Source organism: Ruegeria sp. HKCCD7181, from assembly GCF_057221055.1.
In genome coordinates this window covers 373,929-395,685 of the sequence record NZ_JBWVBC010000004.1, presented here as the reverse complement: position 1 = coordinate 395,685, position 21,757 = coordinate 373,929, and the positions used below count along the sequence as shown (strand labels likewise).

Here is a 21,757-nt window from a genome sequence, read left to right as displayed (position 1 = left end):
GGGGCAGGGCTGTTACAGTACATGCCAATCTGCTCCGCCATTTTCCTTGAGCTTCGGGATTGGACGCTCTTTCTCGCTGCCGTTGCTGTGTTCCCGAGCGATCTGATCGAACTCGGTCAAAAATGCTGCAAATACGCTTTGCAGACCTTTGGCATCTTCGGGCAGTTCTTCGTTCGCAACAACCTCGTGCCACATATCCGACGCGCTGAGCGGAACACCGGCAGGCACGTTCAGCAAGTTTGTCAGCTCCGGAGCGGCCTCGTCGACCAGGGTTGTATTCACCGATTGCTCGTTTTCTTCGCTGACCATTGAAACAACATGGTCACCTGTAAGGGCATTCGATTCCGGTTCTGGCTCGTACTCCTGATCGGTGTTCTGAGACTGCTCGGCCAGTAACGCCGTGATTGAAGAGACCGATGTTTCGATATCCGATCCAGTTTCTTTGGCATCTGTCTCCGAGTCATGCGGCATGATCTCTGCGTCTGCGGATACATCCGTTTCTTCTGCCGCGATGACGATTAATTCAGGTTCGTCATCTTGATCTTCGTCACCAAGAAACTCGAATTCATCCACGTCATCCCCAGGACGCGCCAGAACGTTCAGATCCAACGGGTCATCAGATGTATCCTTAAAATACGCGCGCAGTTCGTCGCCGGATTCATCAACCTCAGGCACCATTTCCGCACGCAGCTTCTCGGCCTCTTCCGCGTCAATGCGCGAACGACCCGTGTCTTCTTCCCTCCGCTCAACGCGCGCTGGACGGACAGGGAAGTTTGTAACGACATCTTGATCTGCAGGTTCCGGATCGACTCTTTCAACCAGTTTCAGTGTTGATACTTCAGAATCAGCGCTACTGGTTGGCCGAATGGGCTGCACTCTGGCACCACCCGCCATGGATTTGTCGATCTGATACCGGGCAAGCATATTCGCGCGATTGTCCATTATCTGTTCGGTGATCTCCAGGAAACTGTCGACCATCTTACCGCCGCCGCTGCGGGCCCACATTTCCGCGTCGCCAGTTTTGTCGCGGGCAATTATTGCGTCACGGGCCGAAAACAGGATCGAACGGTTAAACAGGTGGCCAGCTTCGCGGTTCACCCGACGCAGGACTTTTTGCCGGTCTTTCTGATTCAGCGCGTCTGCCCGGGTCACCAGCAACAGAGAATTGTTCTGCAGCCGTTCTGGCAAGGCCACCCAAGTCGCCCGTTCGGTTTCCCTCCAGGCTTGTGTCGAATGCGTACACCACAATACACCGTTGGCCTGACCAACCGCACGTCGCCAAACATCAGTCGATATTTTTGGGTCGGAAATACCGGGCGTGTCGATCAGATCTACAGCCTCGAGAATGTCCGCTTCCAGAAAAATGCGGACAAACTGTGCATCGTTCACGCCAACCGTATCCAGTTGATCCAGCTCGATCGTCTGCGTGCTGCCATCGTGGCGTTTGATGTAAGCAGGCCGTCGTCCCCAACTGAACCAGATGGGCGGCAGTTGCGTTGCCGTGACCTGTGTGGGCAATGCCTGCTTGCGCAAGAGAAAGTTCATCAGTGTCGATTTGCCGGCACTGAATTCTCCCATAAGCGCAAAGACAGGTTTGCGGCGGGACCACTGCTCGATGCGTTCCCATGCTTTAGGAGAGACGAAGCGGGGTTGAAAATCTTTTACCATAACTCTTCTTATGCTGCTTCGTTGCTGAGGTCTTTGAGGATGTCGCCCAGAATGTCATCGCGCGACTTTTGCGGCTGCAATCCGGCCATCAATTCCGAAGTCCTGGCCGGGTCGTTCTCGGCAGACTGCGAAATGTTCAAAAGGGTTTCCTTTTGCTCGCGCATGAAATCCGCCAATGTGGCCCGGACATTTTCCAGAACGGCTGCGATCTGGTTCTCCTCGATGTCTTTGGTGATCGAATTTGCCTCGGATGCGATCAGACGAGTGTAATCTGCGGCGTAAGCTTCGAACCCTTTCCGCTTCTGCCACCAGCGTCGCCACCACGTGCTTTGCAGGTCCAGTGCAATTGTGCGGCCAATGCCCAACGGCGGCGGTACGCGAGGGACGATCGGGGCTTCGATGCTGAATTCACCCAGGTGGTTTCCCAGAAGTTTGTGATACAGCGCACCGACATCGGCAGCCGCGGCAGAGTAAAGCGAGCCAGCTTCTTTGCGCATCGACCGCGCAAAGCTGAAATAGGCTGCCTTTTGCAAGGTTCGCAGGCCAGCAGGATCGTACTGCCAGGTCCCTTCTTCTCCATTCTGTTCGAGATGTGCAATCAGCGAGTCCGTCGCGCGTTTGACAAAGTTGGCCTCGGCAGAATTCAATCGCTCCAGTACCTTGCTGCGCAATGCGGTAGTCAGATCGGCCACCTTCTTTTCATACTCGGCGGCTACGGTCGCAATCGCTTCATCCGGTGAAATTCCGTCCAGATTCCGCACAACGCCTTCGCCATCAGCCAGGGTTTTTGCAACGGCGGTGGCACGAATTTGACTGGCGATGTTGCGTGCGCGATGACGAACGCGATCCAGCAGACGGTTTCCTGCCCCCTCGGCGATGCGCTCATTCATCGCGAGCAGTAAATCCGGTAGGCCCGACAGCGCCCAGATCTTGTCAAGCGAAGCGGCCTGATCACCAAAACCGGCGGCCAGATAGAAGGTATTCAGCGCTTGACGCGACTCCTCGGTCAGGATGTCCGGATTGCCTGTCAGAGCAGCTTCGGCCCATTGTGCACTGCCGAAAACAATGCTGGTATCGGTGTCGATGTTGTTCTGTTTCAGCGTGTCCTGGATCCGGTCGCGGATCTCGGGTACCTGATTTACAGGGTCCGACAGCTCGTCAATTCGGTTCACGAAAAGAATGATCTGGCGGTTCTCGAACTGCGCGATGATCCGCATCAACGCCATATCCATGGTCGTCAGAGCCTGGCTGGCCGCCAAAACGACAATGCAGACTTCGGACCCGCGCAGACTACGCAACGTGATCTGTTCGCGAACCATGAACGTGTCGTTCACGCCGGGTGTATCGCACAGTTTCAACGCGATGGGATACTGCGGAATGTCCATGTACAATTCCGCAGACTTGGTCACGTCGGCGAAACGACCGGTTTTGGGGTTGATATCAGGATCGTCCTCGTCGCCTAGGCAAACATACCGCTGGATCAGTTCTTCATCGAAATAGTCATACTGGTGACTTTGTCCCAGGATCAGATCGAAATGCTTGCCCAGCCGGTCTTCAGACTTTGCCTTCATTTCGCCAATCTGCCGCCGGATGTCGTCCATTTCGTCATCGGCGCCCGCGCGGTTGGCCAGCTCGCCAAGGCGACCACCACCAACCATCAGATTGTCCCACTCTTCCTGCTCAAAAAAGGTAAACTTGGATCGGGTATCGCTCTGCGTGCGCGTATTGATGTTCAGCGTCGTCACAACGGACGTCCAGGGGTTAACATCTGATGGCAACAGGTTGGGTCGGCCCGCCAGTATATTCACAATCGAGGACTTTCCGGCCTTGACCTGCCCCACCAGCGTGACGTTGGCGGTGAAATTCTCCATACGCGTTTTGAGCGTCGCCAGACGCGCTGAGGAACGTGCATCCGCCACCTCTGTCAGCTGGTCGATCTGAGTCGTCAACGAACCCATCGCCTCGGTCATCGGGGTCAGGGATTCGTTTCCTACGGACAGAAGGTGGTCGTTGCGCGCCATTGTCAGCCTCCGGTTCCTGTTGCGGCCATGTGGACCTGTTTATTTTCCGGCAGACCGCCGATGGGGTTACCCGGCAACATGTCGATCCGAGCGATCAGATCCAACGCATTGCCCAGAATTGCCGCCTCGGTTTTCGGCGAGATCGATTCGTAAGCGAACGAATCTGCCAGGACTTCGATTGAGCTGAAGTGTTCGCCATTCTCCAGGCTCGCCACGCGGCGCCCGGTCGGGAAGTCCTGAGAATTGTTGGCAGGCAATGGCATGCGGGCATTGGCCAACAGGTAACGATTACCCGAGTGGGTTTTTAGTGCGATGCCGAACCCGGTGCCAGGATGCTGGCTGTTTAGGGTTTTCAGCTCGCCAACAAAACTTTCACGTGCAAGATCAACAGCGTCTTGCTCGGAGGCAGCGGAATATATCTGATTGGTCACGACAGAGACCCTTGCTACTGGAGTTGAGCTAAAACTCGTACATTGCCAGGTGGCGAAAAGACTCATTAACTCCTGGTGCTCCATCAATTACGATCACCACGGTCTTAATTTGACGCGAATAAGATTTTTTGGCGTTTGAAATGTGGCGCAAATAAGGTGGCGCCTGCATAGTATTGCCTCAACCTAAGCGAGAAATTTGGTTGAGTGGAGCAGGGAGCGGGTTAATTTTCACTTGGCTGGCTCGCAAACCCCGACGTTGTTCCGCGATGAAGTATTCAAGCTAGTTACTGAAAATGCTCACTTAATTAACACACTCAGCACAAGATCACTGTGAAGCAGTTACGGCTGCATTCTCGCAGGCCAACTTAAGGTGTATGCGGTCGGCACTCGGACACTCAACGTTTGCGTGTTTATTATTTGGCATCAAATACGCCTCATCGTTTCCAAAATGGAAACATCGATTGGGTGAATTAAGTCCATTAGCCATTCTGTTATCAAATTTTAATTTAGTTCGCTCAACGCAGTTTGAATTGCCAGTCTCACTGGCCAGTGAACACACAGTGGCCCGCCGCCTCAACCAGTGCCAGCCTGGCCTTTGACTAAGCACACGCCTTACCGGGTGCGAAACCACTTGCAACAATCTTTCCGTTAGACTGATTTTACCTCTCGCGCTCCAAGGCAAGCTTTGCTATTGAGCGCGACATTCCGATGCCATGGCATCAGGTTGCGGGTGTGGCGAAATTGGTAGACGCACCAGATTTAGGTTCTGGCGCCGCAAGGCGTGGGGGTTCAAGTCCCTCCACCCGCACCACAGAATGTCTGTCAAACGCCGTAACGCGCCATGAACATGTCTACGGCTTGCTGGGCAACCTCATTGATCTCTTCTTGTGAAAAATCCGTCTGAATCCCAAAAGCTGCGCGATTCCATATGCGGACCTTGCACAATTCTGACAATTGAGCGGCAGCAATCTGCACGTCTTCGATTTGCAATTCGCCATTGGCAACGGCTTTTTCCAGATAGGCTGCCATGTGACACTGCCCGTTCTTGGGCCCTGCCTGGTAAAATGCCTGCCCCAGTTCAGGAAAGCGGTCACGTTCAGCAACGCAGACGCGAAAGACTTGCTGTGCAAAATCTGAAACAAGAAATGCAGCAAGCTGAGTCGCTGTGATCATCAGAACTTCACGCGCAGGCTTTGTCTCGTCAACCATCGAGATCACACGGTCGGCCATTCGGCTGCATTCGGTTTGTGCTACTTCCACGAACAGCAGACGCTTATCCGGGAAATAACTGTACAGAGTCGCCTTGGATACGCCAGCGGCGCGTGCGATGTCATCGACACTCGCCCCTTCAAACCCATCCGCCATGAACACCTCTCGCGCGCCACGCAAAACCTGATCGAACTTCCGTCCTGTACGCAGAATCGTGGCGGCTTGGGTCATGTCATCTCCTTGCGTGGTGTTTTACTGAATTTATAAACCGATTGGTTTAGTTTCAACGATTCGCACAATGTTGCGCGTGTGACAATCCCGCGCTCCCATAAAATGCACTGTCAGCCTACGCAGGGCGGCTCTGGACCAAAGGCTTGCGGTCGTCGCAAACCGTGATACGACTTCGCCGATGGTCGAGATTTTTCTGCGCACCCTGCCCTTCTTCGCGATAATCGGCCTGGGATACTGGGCCGGGCGCAGTAGGTTTTTTCCACAGGAAGCCACGGCATACCTGACCAAGTTCGTTTTCTATTTTGCCCTGTCTGCGATGCTTTTTCGCTTTTCGGCCACCCTGCCCTTCGCCGATATCTTCAATGGACGATTGGTTGTCGGCTATCTGATTGGCACAGCAGGAGTTTACGCCTTGGCGACACTGGTCGCCAATCTGCGTGGACTGGATATTCCTACGGCTGCAGTCGAGGCCCAATGCGCCGCCATTGGAAATGTCGGGTTCCTGGGGCTACCAATGTTGGCGCTGTTGTTTACCGAAGCTGCAATTGGACCAGTAATGTTGGTGCTGACAGTTGATCTGGTGGTGTTTTCGTCGCTGATCGTGATCCTGATCAACGGTGGCCGTGACGGGCGTTTGACCGTTGCAACCCTTCGTCAAATCGGTATCGGCTTGTTGAAGAACCCGATGATCCTTTCCATCTCCTCTGGGTTGATCTGGTCGGCTCTGCGTATTCCGGTTCCGCCACCGCTTGGCGACTTTCTGACAATCCTGGGCGGAGCTGCCACACCCGGGGCGCTTTTTGCCATTGGTGCATCACTGGCAGGCAAATCCGCCGAGCGTGTTCAGATCGCGGCGTGGCTGAGCCTTTGCAAACTAGTCATTCATCCGCTTTGTGTTGCCTTGATGGTGCTTTGGCTGATCCCGATCGCCACGTTTCCTGCGATGGTGGTCATAGCTGCGGCGGCCCTGCCGGTGGCGGGCAATGTATATATGCTGGCGGCCCATTACGGGGTGGCGCCTCAGCGCGCGTCTGCAGCAATTCTGCTGTCGACAATAGCAAGCATTCTGACCGTTCCGCTGGTGATCGGCTGGGTCGGCACCCCCTGACCTTCACCTTTTCGACAAAAGAGCGCACCGAAGGCCCATAGACTTTACCTCAGGCTTGCGGGCCGTTAGCCATGGCACAAACCCATTGCAAGGATAAAACCAGATGGAAACCCTTTCGGAAAATGCCTGTTTCGGAGGCGTGCAGGGCGTTTACCGCCATACCTCTTCTGCCTGCAAATGCGATATGACCTTTGGGCTGTTTCTGCCGGCCGAGGCCAAGGACGGCCCGGTTCCTGTTTTGTGGTATCTGTCTGGCCTGACCTGCACCCACGAAAACGCCATGACCAAGGCTGGCGCGCAAAGTTGGGCTGCTGAACAGGGTATCGCGCTGGTCTTTCCCGACACCTCGCCACGCGGCGAAGGCGTGGCGGATCACGAGGATTATGACCTGGGCCAGGGTGCCGGATTTTACGTAAACGCAACTCAAGATCCGTGGGCACCGCATTTTCAGATGTGGGATTATGTAGCCGAGGAACTCCCCGCGCTGCTGGCCCAGAGTTTTGCCATTGATTCGGACCGACAGTCGATCACCGGCCATTCCATGGGCGGCCACGGTGCGCTGACCCTTGCGATGAACCTGCCGGGGCGATTCCGATCGGTCTCGGCCTTTGCTCCCATTTCGAATCCAACAAACACCGAGTGGGGCCGCAAGCAGTTAAGTGCATATCTGGGTGATGATGAGGCAACTTGGGTCAGACACGATTCCTCCCTGTTGATGAAGGAAAAGGGTTTTGACGGCTCGATCCTGATCGACACCGGCACCAGTGATCAGTTCATTGATCTTCTGCGCCCCGAGTCATTGGCAGGTGCCATTGCGGAACGTCGCCAACAAGCGACATTCCGGATGCAGCCCGGCTATGACCACTCCTATTTCTTCATCTCGACCTTCATGGAAGACCACGTGTCCTTCCATGCCGAAGTGCTGTACGGAGACTGAGGCATGAGCAAATACGACTATGACCTGATTATCATCGGTTCCGGCCCCTCAGGCCGGTCCGCGGCCATTCAGGCAGGAAAGCTACAGCGAAGGGTTTTGGTCATCGACCGTCAGGACCGCTTCGGCGGTGTGTCAGTGCACACTGGGACAATCCCGTCCAAAACCCTGCGGGAAACAGTGTTGAACCTGTCCGGCTGGCGCGAGCGCAGCTTTTACGGGCGGTCTTACCGGGTTAAGGACCAAATCCATGCCGAGGATCTGAAAGCACGACTGCACATGACGCTCGACCACGAGGTCGATGTTCTGGAACACCAGTTCAACCGAAACCACGTGGAAACGCTGAATGGCCTGGCCAAATTCATTGGTCCGCACGAGGTCGAGGTGGCTACGGATGCAGGTGAATCCACCCGCCTGACGGCGTCCAAGTTCCTGATCGCTACCGGAACCAAGACATATCGGCCTGACTACGTTCCATTCAACGACAAGACGGTTGTTGATGGGGACGATTTCCTCGAGATGGACGAAATCCCCCGTTCGCTTTGCGTAATTGGCGCAGGTGTTATTGGTGTGGAATATGCCACCATGTTCTCGGCATTGGACGTGCGGGTGACACTGATAGAACCACGCGAGACGTTTCTCGATTTCATCGACAAAACGCTGATCCACGATTTCACCCATCAGATCCGCGAAAATGGAGTAGACTTGCGGTTGGGTGCCGCCGTGGAAAAAATCGAAGACGCCGGCGGCCACGTCGAAATTACGTTGGACAATGGACGCCATGTGCGGGCTGAAATGCTTTTGTTCGCGGCGGGCCGTATGGGAGCGACCTCGACTCTGAATCTGCAGGCGGTAGGTATTGAAACCGATCACCGCAACCGCATCACTGTCGATCGGAAAACCTATCAGACTTCAGTTCCGCATATTTACGCCACCGGAGACGTGATCGGGCACCCGTCGCTGGCATCGACTTCCCTACAGCAAGGCCGTGTGGCTGCCTGCCACGCGCTTGAAACCCCCACTCTGCCCGAAAGTCCCTGGTATCCCTACGGTATCTATTCGGTGCCGGAAATCTCAACCTGCGGGATGTCCGAAGAAGAGTTGCAGGAACGGGGCATACCCTACGAGGTCGGCGTGGCGCGGTTCCGCGAAACTTCGCGCGGGCATATCATGGGACTGGAGCACGGCATGCTGAAAATGCTGTTCTCGCTAAAAACCAGAAGGGTCCTGGGCGTGCAGATCGTGGGTGAAGGCGCGACCGAGCTGATTCACATCGCGCAGGCCGTTCTGAACCTGAAGGGCACGGTCGATTACTTTGTCCAGAATACGTTCAACTACCCGACATTGGCCGAGGCCTATAAAATTGCCGGTCTGGACGCCTTCAACCGGATGCCAATCCCGGACGAGTTCAAAGTAAAAAAGAAGGCCGCCACACCTGCCAAGAAAGAGGCAAAAAGCGCGTGACGACCCTGTATGTCGATGGCGATGCCTGCCCGGTCAAGACCGAGGCCGAGCGGGTGGCCACTCGGCACAAAGTCCCGATGGCCTTGGTTTCCAATGGCGGGCTGCGCCCGTCGCCAAATCCGTTGGTTCAAGTGGTTATCGTCGCAGAAGGCGCAGACGAGGCAGACAAGTGGATCGCTGAACGCTGCGGCACGGGCGATGTGGTCGTGACGTCGGACATTCCCCTCGCCGCAAAATGCGTCGAAACAGGAGCCCGTGTTCTGCGTCCGAACGGCGAGGCCTTTACGGCCGCAAATATCGGCCAGCAACTTGCGATGCGCGATTTGATGGCTGATCTGCGCGCCGCCAATCCGTTGGGTGCCGGTGGCGGTGGGAAACCATTTGGTAAAACCGATCGCTCCCGTTTTCTGGATGCGCTTGAGCGGGAAATACGGGCAGCCAAAAGAGGATAACCTCTCATAATTCAAGAGACTTCAAGCCCACCTTTTACTTGCGCAACTCGCCCACAATCGAAACACTCGAATTGCGGTCAAAAGCATTTACGATACCAAAGAATTCCGGAGAAGGTCGGCAAATTGTCTTCGAAACCGGAGGTGACGTCGAAAATGTCGGAACATGTACACTCGATTTGGGAGATCACACTATGAAAGTGAAGGGCGATCATTACCGTTCGATTTGGTGGGACAAGGCAGCAGGCGAAGTCCGAATAATTGATCAGCGGTGGTTGCCGCATGAATTCCGAATAGTGACTCTCAAAACGCTGGATGAGTTTGCAGCCGCGATCCGGGATATGTGGGTCCGAGGCGCGCCGCTTATTGGGGCAACAGCCGCATTTGGGATTGCCGAGCAAATGGCCCGCGATAGCTCGGATGGTTCATTCGATACCGCCTATAAGGTACTGAACGCCACGCGCCCGACAGCAATAAACCTTCGCTGGGCGCTTGACCGATGTCGCGAAGCACTGATGCCATTGGCGGTGGGAGATCGGGCTGATCACGCCTGGAAACTCGCACAGGAAATTGCAGACGAAGATGTCGAGATCAATGCCGGGATCGGTCGACATGGTCTGGAACTCATCAAGAAAATTGCGGCTGACAAGCCCGCAGGTGAGCCCGTGCGCCTATTGACCCATTGCAATGCCGGGTGGCTGGCGACGGTGGATTGGGGAACGGCAACCAGCCCCATGTATCACGCACACGAGGCAGGTATTCAGGTTGAAGTTTGGGTCGACGAAACCCGACCGCGTAATCAGGGTGCTCTGACGTCTTGGGAACTTGGAGAACACGGAATCCCGCACCGCTATATCGTGGACAATGCCGGCGGGCACTTGATGCAGCACGGGCTGGTTGACGCTGTGATCACCGGGACGGACAGAACAACCGCGCAAGGGGATGTGTGCAACAAAATAGGTACCTATCTGAAAGCCCTGGCTGCCCGTGACAACGGCGTGCCGTTTTATGTCGCCCTGCCCTCCCCGACCATCGACTGGACTGTTCGTGATGGCGTGGCCGAAATTCCGATCGAGGAACGCGATCAGCGTGAGGTTACGCATGTTCTGGGTGTTGGCGGCAAGGGCCGTGTTGCGGATGTTCGGGTCACGCCCGAAGGGACCGAAGGTGGAAATCCTGCCTTCGACGTTACGCCCAATCGGCTCGTGACGGGCCTGATTACCGAACGCGGTGTCTGTGACGCATCAGCCGAGGGGCTGGCTGCACTGTTTCCGGACCGGGCCGGTTAACACTTTGTTAAGATACATCCGGGAAACGTCGCCGGATCTCATAAGGCAAGAACAATGATTGAAAACTGGTATGATCCCGAAGACGCGCAAAAATGGCGACGTGATGCGGGTTCCGACCCTGCTGATCAGGAGCTGGGTGAACGTGTATATACCTCTCGGCTGATCGGGAAAAATCCCGATCTGTTGATGCATGGCGGAGGAAACACATCAGTCAAACTGGAACGTCCTGATCTTTTTGGCGAACCTCAGCGGGTCCTTCACGTGAAGGGCTCTGGTTGGGATCTGGATACAATCCAGGCTCCGGGTCTGCCAGGTGTTTGGCTGGACCCCCTGATGAAATTGCGTGCGCTGAACCAGCTGTCGGATTTCGACATGGTAAACGTCCAACGTGCCAACCTGCTGGACTCGGGCTCACCGAACCCTTCAGTTGAAACTCTTTTGCACGCGTTCCTGCCTCACAAATATGTAGATCACACGCACGCCACTCCGTTTCTTGTCTTGGCAAACCTTCCCAACGCGACCGAAATCTGCCGCGAGATTTTTGGCGACCGTTTAGGCATCGTGCCGTATATCATGCCAGGGTTCGGGCTGGCGAAAAAAGCTGCCGAAGTATTCGAGGAGAACCCGGAAGTTGAAGGGCTTTTGTTGTTGCAACATGGCCACTTCACGTTTGGACAGACCGCGAAGGAGAGCTACGACAAGATCGTGGCGCATACCAACGAAGTGGCGGCCTATTTTGGCATGAACGACCTGACCCCTTTGGGCATTCGCGATCCGGCTGTGAACTTGGATATTCTACCAGTGCTTCGAGGCGTCATTGCCGAGACATCGGCAGGTCGCGACGATCCGATGCCGGTATTCGATCTGCGCAACTGCTCGGAGGTTATAGAATTTTTCAAGCGCCCGGACTTGGAGGCACTGGCAGCACGCGGCATGGCCTCTCCGGACCATGTATTGCGCACGAAAGGTTGCCCGCTGGTGCTGCGAGCGGCAGACTTGTCCGGCGGGCGTGCGCGGCTAAGGGAAAAAGTGGAAGAGTTTGCTGCTACGTACAGCGACTATTTCGAACGGCAGGCTGCGCAGGCAGATGAGCCCAAGAAAATTCTGTCGACCGATCCAAAACACGCCTGGATCGAAGGAATTGGCATTGTTGGTATGGGCCCGAACGCCAAGGCTGCGTCGATTGCTTCGGACTTGGCCGAACAAAACCTGAGAGTACGCGCGGTCGGAGAAGACGCAGGCGGTTTTTTTCCGTTGGGTGAAAAAGATCAGTTTGATTGCGAATACTGGTCTCTGGAACAGGCAAAGCTTGGCAAGAGTACGCCGCCGCCTTTCCAAGGTAGGATCGCGATGGTCACGGGTGGCGCCGGAGCAATTGGCTTTGCAACAGCCAAAGCTTTTGCCGGCAAGGGCGCCAATGTTTTGTTGGTAGACCGAGATGAGGAGGCTTTGGCGCAGGCTGTCGAAGATCTTGGCCCCTGGCACGCGTCATTCGCTTGCGATATTACCGAAGATGGTGCCGCGCAAGCAGCGATGGAAGCTGCCATTCATCGGTTTGGCGGGCTCGATATTCTTGTGTCCAACGCGGGTTCAGCAACCGGTGGCGCGATGATGGAGCTTGATGACAAGGACTTTCGGGCTGCATTCGAACTGAACTTTTTCGCCCACAAAAACTTTGCCCTGAATGCCGCGCGCGTGATGCAAGCGCAGTGTCGTGGTGGGCAGGTATTGTTCAACATTTCCAAGCAAGCGATCAATCCGGGACGGAATATGGGCGCCTACGGCACGCCAAAGGCCGCGACGATGTTCCTTTTGCGACAACTTACGTTGGAGCTGGCCGAGTTCGGAGTCCGTGTGAATGGTGTGAATGCCGACAGAATCCGCTCGGGCCTGCTAACAGATGACTTCATTAAAGAACGCGCCGATGCACGGGGTGTTACTGAGGCAAAATATATGGAAGGAAATCTTTTGGGCCGCGAGGTAGAGGCGGTTCACGTTGCCGACGCCTTTGTGGCGCTCGCATTGATGGAGCGCACAACCGGTCACATCATGACGGTCGATGGAGGAAACACCGAAGCGGAACTGCGCTAGGCCTGTATGTTGCGCATCTCAGTGTGGCGGTTGTTTGGGCTGGAAGAGTGTTATTTTCAGGCCGCAACCGCCGCGGGTTGGCTCTCGCGAATGGGCAAGTGAACGATGGCGCTGAACGCACCGATGGCGATGCCAATCCACCACACCATCGTGTAGTCACCATATTGATCATACAAACGCCCGCCCAGCCAGACGCCCAGAAAACTGCCGATCTGGTGGCTTAAGAAAATGATGCCGTAAAGCGTACCCATATAGCGAATCCCATAGAGGTGCGCGACCAGTCCCGAAGTCAGAGGGACTGTGGCCAGCCACAGCGAGCCCATGACGAGCGAAAATGCTATCACTGAGACCGGAGTGATCGGAAAGACGATGAATGCCGCCGCTGCGATCGTTCTGCCGGTGTAAATTGAAGCCAGCAGGTATTTCTTGGGAAAGCGATTTCCGGCCCACCCTGCAAGTAGTGTTCCGGCAATATTGGCCAGCCCAATCAGTGAAATCGAAAGAGCCCCTAAGGCAGACGTGGTGGTGATGCCGATGGAATGCAGCGCTCCGCCGGGCTGGATCGGGCCGCACATTTCGGTCACGAAAGCCGGAAAATGGGCCGTGACAAAACCCAATTGATAGCCGCAACTAAAAAAGCCCAGAAAAATTAGAGTATATGACGGATCACGTAACGCTTTCCCTAGAATCTGGCTCATGCCTTCTGCCAGCTCGGTCTGGGTGACCTGTTGCGGAGACCGCATAAACGGCAGCGTCAGGATCAGCGCGAGAATGGCAACGGCGAAGATGATGAAGACCTGTTGCCAGGGCAAAAAGCTGAGCAACCATTCCGCAGCCGGTGCACCAATCACCTGACCAATGCTGCCTGCGGCCGTAACGATCGCAAGTGACATTGATCGGTTCTGATCGGAAGACGCGCGCCCTACCACTGCCAGCACGACACCGAACCCTGTACCTGCGATACCGAAACCCACTAGCCAAGCGTACATCTGATGGCCAAAGGGCGTGACCGACCAAGCAGACAGGACCATGCCCGCAGCATATGTCAAAGCGCCCAGAACAATCGCCCGACGGTCTCCGACTTTTTCCGCGATAGCCGCAAAAATTGGTTGCCCAATGCCCCATGCAAGGTTCTGAATTGCAATCGCAAGGGAAAAATCGGTGCGAAGCCAACCAAATTCATCGGCAATGGGAATCTGGAAGACGCCGAAGGATGCACGAACGGCAAAACTGACCGTGATTATGATACATCCAACGATCAGAACCGGGTTAAGCAAACGAGCCGATGGCAACATGGAGCCTCCGCTTTGGGTCCAACGGGACACTAACGGGAATGTCGAAAGCGTCAATTCAGGAGTTTTGCGGTCACGGTTAACCAAATTTGATGCTCGATTGGATTGTCTGCTTTTCAAGGTGCAGAGCGAACGCTATGCCTCGGATATGACGGATTTGATTTCGCTTTATGAGACTCGTATCGCGGATGGCACTCTGACGCGTGACGACGCGCAGGAGGCGGTTCTTCCCGAATTCGAACGTATTCGCTCCGCTCTGGCTGCTCCGGTTAAGCGCGGGCTGTTTCGAAAGGCACCGCCCCCACCCAAGGGGCTGTACCTTTGGGGAGGTGTAGGGCGCGGCAAGTCAATGTTGATGGATATGTTCGTCGAGTCTTTGGGTGATATCCCGGCCCGACGTGTTCATTTTCATGCCTTCATGCAAGAGATTCACTCAGGTCTACACAAAGCCCGCGAAGAAGGTGTGGAAGACGCCTTGGCTCCGGTGGCCGAGCGGGTGGTCAAGTCGGTTCGGCTGCTGGCCTTTGACGAGATGCAAATTACGGACATCACCGATGCGATGATCGTCGGGCGGTTGTTTGACATGGTGCATAAAGGCGGGGTTGTGGTGATTACGACTTCGAACCGCCATCCGGACGACCTGTATAAGGATGGGCTGAACCGACAGTTGTTCCTGCCCTTCATTCACCACATCAAGGAGCAACTTGAAGTGAAGGAGTTGGTCTCGCCTACAGATTACCGGCAAAACCGGCTCGCGGGTTCTCCGGTGTACTTTTCTCCGATTGGACCCGAAGCGCGGGCAAAGATCAGGGCGGTCTGGGCGGACCTGTCCGGCGGCCCTGCGGAACCTCTGGGGTTGAAGGTAAACGGGCGCGAGGTTGAACTGCCGGCTTTCCGAAACGGAGTAGCGCGCGCGACGTTTTATGACCTGTGCGGCCGCATGTTGGGGCCCGCTGACTACCTTGCGGTCGCTGAGGCCGTCAAAGTTCTGGTGTTAGAGGACATTCCCCGCCTGTCGCGGAATAATTTCAATGAAGCGAAACGGTTCGTGACCTTGATTGATGCACTGTACGAGGCAGGTGTTCGGCTGATCTGTTCCGCTGCAGCTGAGCCCGAAATGCTGTATGTCGAAGGTGAAGGGACATTTGAATTCGAACGGACTGCGTCTCGCCTGCGTGAAATGCAGGATAAGGATTGGGGGAAGTAGCGGGCTTCGCTGCCATCACTGTCAGCCGTAAACTAGCAAGGGATACTCAATTAGGAGTTCTACCCGTTCTCGCGCAGGATGTTTCCAGCCAGATAGAGGGAACCACAGATCAAAACCCTTGCGTCCGGGGTTTCGGCAAGAATCGATGACAACGCGTTTGAAACACTGGCTGCGGTTGTTGCGGTAAGATTCACATTTCCAGCGGCCGCTGCAGTTTCTTCTGCACTGAGTGTGTTGGCCTCACCTGGAATTGATACCGCCGTCAGGCTTAGGGCCTGTTGGGCCAATGGCGCCAGATAGCCGGTTACATCTTTTGTGTTCAGCATCCCGCAGATCATGTGGGTTGGGCGGTTGGGCAGTTTTGAAAGCACTTCAGCCAATGCTTCTCCGGCGGCAGCGTTGTGGCCACCATCCAGCCAGAGTTCGGCTTGCGGAGCTTGTTCCACAAGCGGTCCAGTTTTCAATCGCTGCATCCGGGCGGGCCATTCAGCTTTGCTGACGGCAGCCTCATACGCTTCATCACCAATTTCGAGGTGACGCAGAACGGCCAGAGCGGCGCCAGCATTCTGGATCTGATGCGCGCCCAGCAGATTGGGCAACGGCAAGTCGCGAAGGCCGGTTTCGTCCTGATAGACCAGTCTTCCGTTCTCTTCATTCACATGCCAATGCTGGCCGTGTATCAAAAGGGGCGCTCCGAGGCGCGCGGCGGTGTATTCGATGACCTCCAGCGCCTCGTCCTGCTGCGGGCCGACAATGCAGGGTACGCCGGGTTTGATGATACCCGCCTTTTCCGCCGCAATCTTGCCAAGTGTGTCGCCGAGAAACTGTTCGTGGTCGATCGATATCGGCGTGATCACCGTGACCGCGGGGTCGCTGATCACGTTGGTGGCGTCAAGGCGGCCGCCCAGACCAACCTCAAGAAGAGTATAATCTGCATTCACCCGGGTGAATGCCAGCAGGGCCGCGCAGGTCGTAATCTCAAAATAGGTGATGTTCTCACCACCATTGGCCGCGTAGCATTCATCCAGAACTGCGGTCAGATCTGGTTCCGAAATCAGATCTCCGGCCAGCCGGATACGTTCGTGAAACCGGGCGAGATGCGGCGAAGTATAGGCATGAGCGCTCAGCCCTGCCCCTTCGAGCCCTGCTCGGATCATCGCCTGGGTAGAACCTTTGCCATTTGTACCAGCGACATGAATAACCGGCGGTAGTTTGATCTGCGGGTTGTCCAGAGCGGCCAGCAAACGCCAAACACGATCCAAAGTCAGGTCAATGATCTTTGGATGCAGTGCCATCATCCGGTCCAGGATGACGTCCGAGGATTGGGTGGTCATTTTTCGCCCGTTTTTTCGGAAGGTGCTTCGTCCGCAGCGTTTTCAGGATCGGGTGCGGGCAAGTCGCCTTTGACTGCGGGCGGTTGGTTCATCAGCATGCGTGTGATGGTGATCAACTCTTCCCGCATCTCCGTGCGTTTGGTGACCCGGTCCAACATACCGTGATCCAGAAGGTATTCGGCACGCTGGAACCCTTCGGGCAGTTTTTCACGAATGGTCTGCTCTATCACGCGGGGGCCCGCAAAGCAGATCAGCGCATTGGGTTCCGAAATATGCACGTCTCCCAACATCGCATAAGACGCTGTCACACCACCTGTCGTGGGGTGAGTAAGTACAACGATGTAAGGCAGATTGGCTTCTTTCAGCATCTCGACAGCGACGGTTGTGCGCGGCATTTGCATCAGGCTTAGGATGCCTTCCTGCATGCGCGCGCCACCAGCGGCCGAAAACAGGATCAAGGGACGCTTCAGTTTAACCGCCTCTTGCGCGGCGGCAATTATGGCATTGCCGACATACATGCCCATCGACCCGCCCATGAACGAGAAATCCTGTGCGGCGGCCACGATCGGTGTGCGGCCGATCTCGCCAGATGCAACCAGCATCGCCTCTTTTTCGCCGGTTTTTTTCTGCGCGGCCTTCATCCGGTCAGGGTACTTCTTCTGATCACGGAATAGCAGGGGATCGTCTTTTGGGGCGGGTACATTTACTTCGGTAAAAATACCGCCATCGAACAAATGACTGAAACGGTCCCTCGGGGTGATCGCCATGTGATGATCACACTGGGTGCAGACATTCTGGTTTTCTGCCAATTCGCGATGGAACAGCATCGTTCCGCACTCGTCACATTTGTGCCAAAGATTTTCGGGCACTTCCCGGCGCGAGAAGATCGAGTTGATCCGGGGGCGGACGTAGTTTGTGATCCAGTTCATGTCGGAACCTTGCTAATACGGCGTTGACGTCAAATAAGACGCAACGGCAGGAATTGCAATCAGCGCCTGAGCGCAACCCTTGCTGTCAACCAACCTACGATCATGATGGCGAAATCCACATACAACCATTCTCGGACGATACCGGTATCAGACATGGTGTAGGGCAAATGATACAGCGCCAGTCCGCTGAGGCTATCGGGTATGGAAATCAGCAAAAGAGCTGAGAAATTATTGAAGAAATGCAGCGCGATCGCAGGTCCCAATGTACCGGAACGGGCAGTGAGATCGGCCGATAGCAGTCCAAAAATACAAGCCCAGGCGGTGACTAAAAACGCATTGTCGCCTGCTGCAACAGGGGTGTAATGCCCAAGGGCAAAAAGAGCCGAAGGCAGAACCATCCAGATCAGAGGGGACCTGAATCGCGCCGCCAGGCTTTGCTGAATGTAGCCCCGAAACAGTATTTCCTCGGCGCTGGTCTGAACCAGAACGGCGGGGATCGTCAGGGGTAACAGCATAATCCAAGTCGCCCAGGGCAAATTGGGTACCAGGGGTGCACCCATGTCGTAGGGAGGAAGGATCAGCAGGACACCTCCCAGCAGAATCATTGCCCGCGACACACGCCAGAATTGCCAAAAAGTCTCGATCCGATCTCCGATGATGGACCTAAGTGTTCTATGTTGTAATTGCTTGGCAGCGATCGCGACCCCGAGCGTCGCAAAGGCAAAGCTGAACAAGACCACCAGCAGCGAGAGAGGTGTCGTGCCGTTCAGAAAATCTGCAACCCAGTCGGGGGGGCCAAGACTGGCCACTACAACAAACAGAACGGCGTTCATTGCCAATATGATGACGGTTACGATTACCAACCCGACTATCAGCCGCCAGATCTCCGGATAATACCGGGCCTCCGCTACCAGTTGCTCGTGGCTGGCGTACGCTCTTCCGGTCCGGTTAGCCGGCATTTTGAGAATCCGAAATATGTGCCTCTTCGCCAAAAGGCGTATTCGAATCGCGTAGGCGCTCGCCAACGGTTGTCAGGTACCCCGCAACGGTTTCGAGCAATTGCATGGCAACGGTTGCATCACTTTCGACAACTGCCCGCAGTTCTTCCGCACCGATTCTGAGGAATGTGCATTGCGTGGTGGCGACCAGGTCCATCTGCCGCGGCTCACCGGTAATGATCGCGAGGTCGCCGATCAGACGGCCGGGTTCGACTGTAGATATCGACCGTTGTTGCCCATCCTGACCTTGCCAGTTCAAACTGGCCTCACCCGAGATACAAAGATAAGCCGCATCCGGCGCCTGACCACGGGCAAAGATGGTCTGGCCTGCAGCAGCTTCATACCATTGGGCGGAAAACGCCAAAAGCCGCTGGTTTCGACCATCCAGACGCGAGAAGAGTTCGGTTGAAGAGATGATCTTGAGTTTGCGGCTCAGATCATCCGAAGCGCTGTCTTCGCTATCAACCCGTGTGCGCGAGACACCATCGATGCGACCGTCCTTGATTTCGACAAACAGGTCATATGCTTCAGGATGCGCGAAGCTGTCTTCCATGAAAATCATGATCGACTCGGGTAGCAATTCTCGCAATTTCAACCGTGTGCGCAGACGACTCTCCGAATCGTGGCTAGCCAGCGCCTTGTCGAGGATCAGAACATCCGGACGCTTGATTCCAGCACGTGAAAAAGAGGCGCGTTCCTGAAAAACAGTTGGAAGGTTGTTCCCACCCAATCCAGACGGCAGATCGTAAATGATTGCGGCGGCGCGGCGGCGTAGTCCCGCCTCATTCAGTATTTCGGCAACGAGATCTTCAATAGCGTCCGCCTGCGATCCCGCCATGATAGACACACGGCCAAATAACGCGTTCTCGAGAACTGTCAGACGTGGCAGGTACACGTCCGGCGTTACAGGGATGAACATGCCGTCCATGGCGTTGCGTAGACGCTCGGCCTGGTTATGCCGGATGGACAAAATCTTGTTCTTGTACTCCTCAGGGAAGCTGGGTCCAATTTGTTCGGCAGTGAGCATGAACGGAACCGTCAATAATAGCGCCAGGTCTTTGTCGCTAAGATCGGCATCACCATTGGTCTTGCCACGCTCCTGGATGTCCAAAAGTCGGTGATACATATCCTTCGACATGCCCAATCGAAGGAAAAGCGGGTGGTCGGCCCCATCACGTCCAAAAGTCTGGTTCAGTGTTTCCAGTACGGCGTTGGAAATACTAAGCGCATCGCCATCCAATTCATGCGCGGTCAACATCGACAGAAAGCGTTCGTCACCCGCCAAAATGTCAGGAGAAATGTCGCGGGTAGGAGCTGAATACAAAAGGTTCCCGCCCAATGGGACAGCGGGGTTAAAGAGTTCAGGATCAAACCTGTAGACGTGTTTGTCCAAACCCCTTTCCTGCAAGCGCTCGGCAACGGTGCCTCGGAGGTCAACGATTTTCTGCGCTAGAACAGGGTGTAATTCTGGGTCGAACTGCGACCGCAAAGTACGGCGGAACATAAACTCGTCGATCCCCATCGCCTCGACCAATTTGAACCACCAGTTGCGGATATCCTCGATATCCTCCAATCCGGCCAAATCGGGATCGATCCATTCATCACTGAGCGAGTCGGGAGGATTGCCAGCGCGCACGGCTTCTATCTGACGGCGCGACGGCACTTTGAGAGCATCCTCTTCGTGCTGCGGATGGGTACGCAATGGCATCAACAAGTTGTCGCCCAGCGTTCCGTCAAACAGGTACGGCCGGGAATACGCGTATCCAATCCGTGCCGCGATCACCTTCTGATGCAAGTCATTCAGGTCATGGCCTGCCATTATGACCTCACCCCGCGCGGGCAGCACCTCACGCGTTAGCAACTGGGCCAGCGCGCTGCGTTCTGACGCACTGGCGGATTGGATAGCCACGCGCGCGCCCTGAGGAATGGTCAGATCGATATCTTCTAGGATCGTTTTGCCGTCATCGTCCCGAACGGTCACGTTGCGCAGCTCAATTTCACCGGTAAGACGGGGAATGGTTTCGGGTTCACCGTCAAACAGCTCTTCCGGGATCATCTTCGCCGGGGCAAAGCGCTCGGTTACGACCTCCCACCGCAAGGACATGTCTTGCACCTGGTTGTAGTAGGTCAAAAGATCCTTCCAAGGGCCGCTCAAATCCTTGTAAGCCCCCAGCGCCGCGACCAGAGCGCCCACTGTCACCTCACCCGTGATCGCCAGATAACCGCCGACTGAATAGAACAAGAACGGGGTCATCTGGGTAATCAGGTTATTCAGAAATTTCATGAAAAATTTCTTGTTGTAAATCTTGAACCGGATCTCGAACAGCGTGCCCAGGCGGTGGCTGAACTGGGCCAGACGATACCGCCAGCCGCCGTTGGTACGCAGGTCGCTGATGCCGGCAGCACTTTCCCCAATTTCAGAACTTAGCCGGCGGACCTCCTGAATGCGGTCTTTGTTCAACAAGTTTATCTGACGCTGCAATTTGGGGATCAGCCAAGCCTGTAACGGAATTAGTGCGATGCTGGCCAATCCGAACCAAACGCTTTGCATGAACAGAAAGGTGACGATGGTCATCATCTGGCCGAACTGGAAAACCGGCTGCGCGATGGCGTCGCCCATCAGGCCTCCCATCGGTTCGGCCTCGGAGGTGATCATCGAGACCAACTCACCCTGGCTGGTCGTAGCGAAATAGGACTTTGGAAAGCGCATCGATCGGCTGATCAATGTGAACCGCAGACGACGCAGCATGCGCTCGGCCAGCACACCTTTCATCGTATTGATGCGCATTTTCATAAGCCCGCTGGCAATCACCGTGGCCAAAAAGGCGAAACACAGGATCAGCAGGTACTGAACCTGTGTCACGGTCGTTCCGAAGATGGTTACCGAGTCAGTGGGAGCACCGATTGCATCGTTGATGATCTGCTTCGGCAACTCCAGCGAGGCATAGAGGAACGGGAAAGAAAGCACGGTCAGAAACAGCAGGACCAGCTGCTGCTTTTTCGAGTATTTCCAGATGAATGAAAATAGGGTGGGTTCCATGCCCTGCCTTGTCACCAGTTTCCTTGATCTGTTGCACCGGCTAGTTTTGCCTTTGACCAGAG

General features: G+C 55.4%; 16 protein-coding genes and 1 tRNA gene. 8 read left to right on the top strand and 9 right to left on the bottom strand.

Annotation, left to right across the window (positions count from 1 at the left end; genetic code table 11):
* Window positions 1–12: 12 nt before the first annotated feature.
* The 3 genes from AC2TCY_RS10970 to AC2TCY_RS10960 are packed head-to-tail and all read right to left on the bottom strand — an operon-like array spanning window position 13 to window position 4,120.
* On the bottom strand, window positions 13–1,668 hold the full coding sequence (locus AC2TCY_RS10970; RefSeq protein ID WP_480847444.1) for a dynamin family protein: 1,656 nt from the start codon (window positions 1,666–1,668) through the stop codon (window positions 13–15).
* Window positions 1,669–1,676: 8 nt separating this feature from the next.
* Window positions 1,677–3,689, bottom strand: coding sequence for a dynamin family protein (locus AC2TCY_RS10965; RefSeq protein WP_480847443.1), 2,013 nt, complete (start codon window positions 3,687–3,689; stop codon window positions 1,677–1,679).
* Between the two features lie 2 nt (window positions 3,690–3,691).
* Entirely contained in the window at window positions 3,692–4,120 is a 429-nt protein-coding gene (locus AC2TCY_RS10960) for a hypothetical protein (RefSeq protein ID WP_480847441.1), read from the bottom strand.
* Window positions 4,121–4,846: 726 nt separating this feature from the next.
* Here AC2TCY_RS10960 and AC2TCY_RS10955 point away from each other — a divergent pair.
* Window positions 4,847–4,931: transfer RNA gene (locus tag AC2TCY_RS10955), tRNA-Leu, on the top strand.
* 11 nt (window positions 4,932–4,942) lie between these two features.
* Here AC2TCY_RS10955 and AC2TCY_RS10950 read toward each other — a convergent pair.
* A complete protein-coding gene (locus AC2TCY_RS10950) occupies window positions 4,943–5,560 on the bottom strand; it encodes a TetR/AcrR family transcriptional regulator (protein WP_480847439.1) in 618 nt (205 codons plus the stop codon).
* Between the two features lie 178 nt (window positions 5,561–5,738).
* Here AC2TCY_RS10950 and AC2TCY_RS10945 point away from each other — a divergent pair, with 178 nt between their 5' ends.
* The 6 genes from AC2TCY_RS10945 (at window position 5,739) to AC2TCY_RS10920 (ending at window position 12,895) form a co-directional block, all read left to right on the top strand.
* The gene (locus tag AC2TCY_RS10945) at window positions 5,739–6,668 is read left to right on the top strand and encodes an AEC family transporter (protein WP_480847437.1); all 930 of its coding nucleotides are present in this window, start codon (window positions 5,739–5,741) and stop codon (window positions 6,666–6,668) included.
* Between the two features lie 103 nt (window positions 6,669–6,771).
* On the top strand, window positions 6,772–7,605 hold the full coding sequence (gene fghA, locus AC2TCY_RS10940; RefSeq protein WP_480847435.1) for an S-formylglutathione hydrolase: 834 nt from the start codon (window positions 6,772–6,774) through the stop codon (window positions 7,603–7,605).
* A gap of 3 nt (window positions 7,606–7,608) precedes the next feature.
* Window positions 7,609–9,066, top strand: coding sequence for a Si-specific NAD(P)(+) transhydrogenase (sthA, locus tag AC2TCY_RS10935; protein WP_480847434.1), 1,458 nt, complete (start codon window positions 7,609–7,611; stop codon window positions 9,064–9,066).
* Window positions 9,063–9,518, top strand: coding sequence for a YaiI/YqxD family protein (locus AC2TCY_RS10930; RefSeq protein ID WP_480847432.1), 456 nt, complete (start codon window positions 9,063–9,065; stop codon window positions 9,516–9,518). The genes sthA and AC2TCY_RS10930 overlap by 4 nt, the downstream gene beginning before the upstream one ends.
* Window positions 9,519–9,709: 191 nt before the next feature.
* Window positions 9,710–10,804, top strand: coding sequence for an S-methyl-5-thioribose-1-phosphate isomerase (gene mtnA, locus AC2TCY_RS10925; protein ID WP_480847431.1), 1,095 nt, complete (start codon window positions 9,710–9,712; stop codon window positions 10,802–10,804).
* 54 nt (window positions 10,805–10,858) lie between these two features.
* Window positions 10,859–12,895: a bifunctional aldolase/short-chain dehydrogenase gene (locus AC2TCY_RS10920; protein WP_480847430.1), complete on the top strand. Its 2,037-nt coding sequence runs from the start codon at window positions 10,859–10,861 to the stop codon at window positions 12,893–12,895.
* 56 nt (window positions 12,896–12,951) lie between these two features.
* Here the strand turns inward: AC2TCY_RS10920 and AC2TCY_RS10915 are convergent, their stop codons facing one another.
* Window positions 12,952–14,190: an MFS transporter gene (locus tag AC2TCY_RS10915; protein WP_480847429.1), complete on the bottom strand. Its 1,239-nt coding sequence runs from the start codon at window positions 14,188–14,190 to the stop codon at window positions 12,952–12,954.
* Between the two features lie 145 nt (window positions 14,191–14,335).
* Here AC2TCY_RS10915 and zapE point away from each other — a divergent pair, with 145 nt between their 5' ends.
* Complete coding sequence (gene zapE, locus AC2TCY_RS10910) at window positions 14,336–15,394, top strand: cell division protein ZapE (protein WP_480847504.1); 1,059 nt, start codon at window positions 14,336–14,338, stop codon at window positions 15,392–15,394.
* 59 nt (window positions 15,395–15,453) lie between these two features.
* Here the strand turns inward: zapE and AC2TCY_RS10905 are convergent, their stop codons facing one another.
* From AC2TCY_RS10905 to AC2TCY_RS10890, 4 genes are read right to left on the bottom strand one after another with little or no spacing between them, the layout of a single operon-like run.
* Window positions 15,454–16,728: a bifunctional folylpolyglutamate synthase/dihydrofolate synthase gene (locus tag AC2TCY_RS10905; protein WP_480847428.1), complete on the bottom strand. Its 1,275-nt coding sequence runs from the start codon at window positions 16,726–16,728 to the stop codon at window positions 15,454–15,456.
* Window positions 16,725–17,657, bottom strand: a complete 933-nt coding sequence (gene accD, locus AC2TCY_RS10900) for an acetyl-CoA carboxylase, carboxyltransferase subunit beta (protein ID WP_480847427.1) — start codon at window positions 17,655–17,657, stop codon at window positions 16,725–16,727. Before accD ends, AC2TCY_RS10905 begins: the two co-directional genes overlap by 4 nt.
* 59 nt (window positions 17,658–17,716) lie before the next feature.
* The gene (locus AC2TCY_RS10895; RefSeq protein ID WP_480847425.1) at window positions 17,717–18,616 is read right to left on the bottom strand and encodes a CPBP family intramembrane glutamic endopeptidase; all 900 of its coding nucleotides are present in this window, start codon (window positions 18,614–18,616) and stop codon (window positions 17,717–17,719) included.
* Window positions 18,606–21,695: an ABC transporter transmembrane domain-containing protein gene (locus AC2TCY_RS10890; protein ID WP_480847424.1), complete on the bottom strand. Its 3,090-nt coding sequence runs from the start codon at window positions 21,693–21,695 to the stop codon at window positions 18,606–18,608. Before AC2TCY_RS10890 ends, AC2TCY_RS10895 begins: the two co-directional genes overlap by 11 nt.
* Between the last annotated feature and the right edge of the window lie 62 nt (window positions 21,696–21,757).